Genomic DNA, 4,732 nt, shown 5'->3' with positions numbered 1-4,732 from the left:
GATCGCGGAGCCGCCCCCCTGGTACCGCTGTCAGGACTACTTGCCGGCCGAGGCGCCCTTGCCGGCGGGCGCCGTCTTCGCGGGCGGCTGCGCCTTGGTGCCCTTGGTGCCCTTGGTGCCCTTGCCGCCGGGTGCGACGACCTGGACGGTGGCGCCCTTGGCGCACATCGTCGTGCCCCGGAACGGCGTGGTCGGGCCCTCGTTGACGAAGACGCACCGCCCGATGTCCGTCGCCCCGAGCGGGGTGGAGGCGTCGTACGACACCCGGACCCGGACGGTGGTCGTCGAGTTGGCGCGCAGGCTGGAGTCCCGGCCCTGCAGGTAGACCCCGGGCTTCTCGCCGGGAATGCCGGTGGGCACCTTCTTCAGCGTGGTCCAGGTGCCGTTCGGCTTGCGGACCTGGACGGTGGCGTGCGGGTCGACCCACAGGGTGTTGGCGAGGTTGACGTAGTTCGAGGGCGTGGGGTTCTTCAGCACGGCGTCGAACTCGATCGGCGCGCCGCCCGCGACCGCGGTGGCCGGGACGCGGGACAGCGAAGGCGAGAGACCCTGGACCTTGATCGTCTTGGTCACCTCGGCCGACCTGAACACGTTGCCCGACGTGACCCTCTTGTCGCCGGTTTCCACCACGGCCCTGAGGGTCAGCGACGAGGTCCCGCCGTTGCTCGCGCCGTTGTGCGGCCAGCCCATCGGCAGGCCGATCCTCAGGCGCACCGTCAGGCTGCTGTGCGCCTGAACCTCGAAGCTGCGGGGCACCTCCCCCGAGAAGGCCACGTCGTCCGCCCCCTCGGCCACCGACAACCGAACGGGCTTCCACCTGCCGCTGGCCGGGTCGCGGTAGTCGATGACGACGCCGGGGTCGCGCGGCAGGCCCAAACCGGTGATGGCCTGCAGGCCGAGCTCGTACGTGGCCTTCCGGGACGTGACATTGGTGATGGTCTCGGTGAACTCGACCGACTGCCCGGCGCCGCCGATCACGGCCGGGGTGTTGAGCTTGAGCTTCATCACCGGCGGGGCCGCCGCGGAGGCGCCGGGCGCCGACATCAGGACGGCCCCGCCCGCGAGCGCGGCCGTCAGGACGGCCGCGGCGACGCGGCGTGAGTTGTTCCGGCGGCCGGAAACAGTGGTTCGCATGAGAACTCTCCCCCCATTTCTGTACGCGGGCACAAGCCGGCAACAGAATGGTGATTCGAAATGAACTTCGGATGCGCCGGGCCGTGAACCCCTCCTCGGCCCTTGCGCCCAAGGCCTGTTCGCGCCTTGTGGTTAGTCAGACAGCGGACGGGGCGGAACGGTTGCACACCGATCGAAAGTTTCTTTCGGCCCGACCGGAACGCCGTCGCTAAGGCGCTTCGTCGCCGAACTCCTCGTCGGCCGGGGGGAGGGTGAGGGTGGCGAGGGCGCCGCCGGCGGGGTGGTTGGTGAAGGTGAGGGTGGCGCCGATGACGCGGGTGTGGCCCTGGGCGATGGTGAGGCCGAGGCCGTGGCCCTTGCCGCGTTCGCGGACGCTGGTGCGGAAGCGCTGCGGGCCGTCGCGCAGGAGTTCGTCGGGGAAGCCGGGGCCGTGGTCGCGGACGGTGATGCGGTGGCCGTCCACGCGCAGGTGGATGGCTCCGCCGCCGTGGCGGTCGGCGTTCAGCAGCAGGTTGCCGAGGATCCGGTCGAGCCGGCGCAGGTCGGTGCGGACGGACGCGTCGGCCGCCACCTCGACCGCCACGTCCAGGCCGGTCAGCGTGACCGTGCGCCGCACCGCGCGTTCCAGCGGCACCGCCGAGAGGTCGGGCAGTTCGGCGTCGGCGTCCAGCCGGGAGACCTCCAGGAGGTCCTCGACCAGCGCGCGCAGCGCCTGCACCCGGTTCTGGACCAGTTGCGTGGGCCGCCCGGGCGGCAGCAGTTCGGCGGCCGTGACCAGCCCGGTCAGGGGGGTGCGCAGCTCATGGGCGACGTCGGCGGTGAACCGCTGCTCGTCCTCCAGCCGCCGGTGCAGTTCCCGGGACATCAGGTCGACCGCCGCCGCGAGGTCGGGCGACCTCGTCCCGGCCGTCGACGAGTTCGCCGATCCTGGTGTCGGTGCGCCGCCCGGAGGCGATGCCCCGGGCCGCCGTCGCCGCCGTCCGCAGCCGCCGGCTGATCCGGTCCGCGACCAGCACCCCGGCCAGCACGGTGGTGAAGACCGAGGCGGTGACGGTGATCAGGATGATCCGGTCCAGGTCGGCGATCGACCGCCGGTCCTGGGTGAAGTCGAGCCGGACGGAGAGCACCCCGCCGCGCACGGGGCCCGCCGCCCACATCGACTCGCCGTCGGGCCCCTCGGCGAGCAGCGATCCGCGGTGTCCCTCGGCCGCGAGGGTGCGCAGCCGCCCGGGCAGTACCGGGTCGTTCAGCGCGGCGCGGCGGTCGCCGCCCGCGAGGTCCTCGTTGCGCTGGTAGGCGCCGAACGCCGCGTCCAGTCCGGTGAGCGCGGCGCCGCGGGCCTGGTCGACGTGCTGGCGGACCATCGCCTCGTGGACCAGCAGCCCGACCGCCACCGCGACCAGGACGGAGATGGCGGCGACGGCGGTGGCGATCTGGCGGCGCAGCGTCATTCGGAGCGCCGCAGCTTGTAGCCGAAGCCGCGGACGGTCTCGATCCGCCCGCCGCCGATCTTGGCGCGCAGCCGCTGCACATGGACGTCGACCACCCGGGTGTCGGCGCCCCATTCGTAGTCCCAGACCCGTTCCAGCAGGACGGCGCGCTCCAGCACGATGCCGGGCGCGGCGGTGAACTCCAGCAGGAGGCGCAGTTCGGTGGGGGTGAGCGGGACGAGCCGGCCGTGCACCCGGACCTCCATGGAGTCGGTGTCCACCTCCAGGCCGTCGAAGCTGCGGACGGGCGTGCGGGGTTCGGGCGCGACGGGCGCCGGTTCGGGGGCCGGAACGGGCACGGGTTCGGGGGCCGGTTCGGGCGCGGGCGGCGACGCGGGGGCGGCCGGGACCACGCGGATGCGGCGCAGCACGGTACGGATCCGGGCGACCAGCACCGCGCTCTCGAACGGCTTGACGACGTAGTCGTCCGCGCCCGCCTCCAGGCCGGACACCACGTCCACCGGATCGGTGCGCGCCGACATCATCAGGATCGGCAGCTGGCTCTCCTCCCGGATCCGCCGGCAGAGGCCGACGCCGTCGAGCAGCGGCAGCATCACGTCCAGCAGCACCAGGTCGGGCCGCACGGCGTGGAACGTCTCCAGCCCCTCCAGCCCGTCGGCGGCCGTGGAGACCGGGAAGCCGTAGCGCTCCAGGGCCATCCGGGTGGCCTCCCGGATCACCTCGTCGTCCTCGACGATGAGGATGTGGGGATGGCTGGGTGCCGTGTGGCTCATGGCGTGGTCTCCGGGCGGGCGGGCGGCGTCGCGGTGGGTGCGACCGGACGGACCGGCCACGGCTCCTTCAGGGTCGGCACGGCCGGATCGGGGGCGGCGGACCGGCGGACCGGCGGCACGGGCGGCATCGGGACGGGCGACACGGCCGCGCCGTTGCCCGGCCCGGGCGAGCGGGTGGCGCCGATCGGCCTCTCGGCGGACGGCGTCGGCTCGGGCTCCGGGGTCGGCCGGATGCCCTGGACCTTCTGGTCGGCCAGGACGAGCCGTACGCCGTCCCAGCGGTAGAGGCGGCTGGTCCGGGACTGGCTGGTGGTGGGCTCGTACAGCCACAGGTCGGTGCCGATCGTCTCGGCGCCGAACCGTTTCAGCTGCTGCACCCTCAGCACCGGCAGCAGCCGGTCGCCGGACGGGGTGTAGACGTGCAGTACGTCGACGTCGGAGAGGCCGACCACGACCAGCAGCTCCGGCCGTCCGTCGCCGGTGAGGTCTCGGTATTCGGGGTCGCGGATCTCGCAGCCCGCACAGGGTTCGAGCGCCCGCCGCTCCTCCTGGCTCACGCCGGGGTCCTTGGTCAGCAGGGTGCGGACGTCGACGCTGGTGACGTCCTGCCCGGCGACGGTCAGGTCCGGGACTGGCTGCGGCGTCGGCTCCGGGGCGCGGTCCGCCGCGAAGTCCGGCGGCGGCGCGGTGGCCTGGCCCGGCCAGAGCGGGATGCTGGCGGGCGAGGGCGTGACGGGCGTGGCCGCGCCGTGGTCACGCAGTTCACCGGAGGCGGCGCAGCCGACCGCGAGGGCCAGGGGCACGGCGGCGAGCAGGAGGGCGATCGGACGGCCGGGGGTGCGGCGGGCGGTGGTGCTCATCCTCCGGTGGCCCTCCTGGTCTGCGGCTTCGTGCTCGTCGGTGTCCGTTGACAGGGTCGTCCGGACGGCACCCGCCGGTTCCCCGACGGGTGCCGTCCGGCAGCGTAACCGCAGCCCGGTCAGCCGGCGGAGGCGGCCGGAGCGGTCGGCCCCGCAGGTCCGGCCAGGTCAGCCAGGTCGGCCAGGACGATGATGTTGTCCGTCCAGTGGCCGTCGGCCCCGATCCGGCCGCCGCAGGTGATCAGGCGCAGCTCGGGCGCCGCCGTGTCCCCGTACACCGTGTCGGTGGGGAACGCGTCCTTGCCGGCCTGGACCAGCTCACGGACCCGGAAGTCCACCAGGCCGCCGTCCTCCCGCCGCACCTGGATCCGGTCCCCCGGCCGCAGCTTCGGCAGTCCCCGGAAGACCGCCGGGCCGCGCGCCGTGTCGTAGTGACCGATCAGGACGGCGGGACCGGTCTCACCCGGCGTCGGGCCGTTGCGGTACCAGCCGACCTCGTCGGCCCGGTCGGCGG

6 protein-coding genes are annotated in these 4,732 nt (G+C 73.9%); all 6 read right to left on the bottom strand.

Translation table 11 applies throughout. The features are described 5' to 3' along the window. Positions 1-36: 36 nt before the first annotated feature. Positions 37-1,134, bottom strand: coding sequence for a hypothetical protein (locus ABD308_RS04455; RefSeq protein WP_344325838.1), 1,098 nt, complete (start codon positions 1,132-1,134; stop codon positions 37-39). Between the two features lie 208 nt (positions 1,135-1,342). After that, positions 1,343-1,999 carry a sensor histidine kinase gene (locus ABD308_RS04450; RefSeq protein ID WP_344325835.1) on the bottom strand — a complete coding sequence of 219 codons (657 nt, stop codon included), beginning with the start codon at positions 1,997-1,999 and terminating at the stop codon, positions 1,343-1,345. Further along, positions 1,935-2,585 (bottom strand): hypothetical protein, encoded by a 651-nt coding sequence (locus ABD308_RS04445; protein WP_344325832.1) that lies wholly within the window; start codon positions 2,583-2,585, stop codon positions 1,935-1,937. Before ABD308_RS04445 ends, ABD308_RS04450 begins: the two co-directional genes overlap by 65 nt. Beyond that, positions 2,582-3,358, bottom strand: a complete 777-nt coding sequence (cseB, locus tag ABD308_RS04440) for a two-component system response regulator CseB (RefSeq protein ID WP_344325829.1) — start codon at positions 3,356-3,358, stop codon at positions 2,582-2,584. Before cseB ends, ABD308_RS04445 begins: the two co-directional genes overlap by 4 nt. Then, positions 3,355-4,218, bottom strand: a complete 864-nt coding sequence (locus ABD308_RS04435; protein ID WP_344325826.1) for a hypothetical protein — start codon at positions 4,216-4,218, stop codon at positions 3,355-3,357. The genes cseB and ABD308_RS04435 overlap by 4 nt, the downstream gene beginning before the upstream one ends. A 119-nt stretch (positions 4,219-4,337) precedes the next feature. After that, on the bottom strand, positions 4,338-4,732 hold a 395-nt coding region (locus tag ABD308_RS04430), incomplete at its 5' end, for a sortase domain-containing protein (protein WP_344325823.1).

It is taken from the genome of Kitasatospora putterlickiae (genome assembly GCF_039527695.1).
Lineage (GTDB): Bacteria > Actinomycetota > Actinomycetes > Streptomycetales > Streptomycetaceae > Kitasatospora > Kitasatospora putterlickiae.
The sequence above is the reverse complement of the archived record's forward strand: the minus strand, read 5'-3'. Positions and strand labels throughout refer to the sequence as shown.

Bases quoted from the DNA above. Each gene is read 5' to 3' on its own strand.
- ABD308_RS04445 (WP_344325832.1), bottom strand. From the start codon at position 2,585: ATGACGCTGCGCCGCCAGATCGCCACCGCCGTCGCCGCCATCTCCGTC.
- ABD308_RS04435 (WP_344325826.1), bottom strand. From the start codon at position 4,218: ATGAGCACCACCGCCCGCCGCACCCCCGGCCGTCCGATCGCCCTCCTG.
- ABD308_RS04455 (WP_344325838.1), bottom strand. From the start codon at position 1,134: ATGCGAACCACTGTTTCCGGCCGCCGGAACAACTCACGCCGCGTCGCC.
- cseB (WP_344325829.1), bottom strand. From the start codon at position 3,358: ATGAGCCACACGGCACCCAGCCATCCCCACATCCTCATCGTCGAGGAC.
- ABD308_RS04450 (WP_344325835.1), bottom strand. From the start codon at position 1,999: ATGTCCCGGGAACTGCACCGGCGGCTGGAGGACGAGCAGCGGTTCACC.